This window comes from Paraburkholderia sp. SIMBA_054, assembly GCF_046534875.1.
In the GTDB taxonomy this organism is placed as follows: Bacteria; Pseudomonadota; Gammaproteobacteria; order Burkholderiales; family Burkholderiaceae; genus Paraburkholderia; species Paraburkholderia hospita.
Map to the genome: position 1 here is coordinate 1 of NZ_JAWRXV010001732.1, position 235 is coordinate 235.

The 235-nt window shown below is 57.4% G+C and carries 1 protein-coding gene; it reads right to left on the minus strand.

Annotated features, from left to right (window positions below; genetic code table 11):
• The coding region (locus SB822_RS61030) for a type VI secretion system Vgr family protein (RefSeq protein WP_410859645.1) at positions 1 to 235 on the minus strand (235 nt) is incomplete at both ends.

Below are 235 nucleotides of genomic sequence, written 5' to 3' on the forward strand. Positions count from 1 at the left end.
TCCGACTTCAGATCGAAGCCGCTGCCGAGATACGCACCGCGCGAGTTACCGGTTTGCGCAATCAGATAGCCCAGATGCAGTTGGGAATTTGCACTCGTGCTGTAGAGCTGCACGCGGTTCTGGCCGGTGGCATCGTCCATCACCATCTGGTTGTAGCCGCTGCCCTGATATTCCTTCGACTTATAGCCGGACAGGATGCCGTTCGAATGCCAGTCGGGCGTCTTCGCACCGTTAT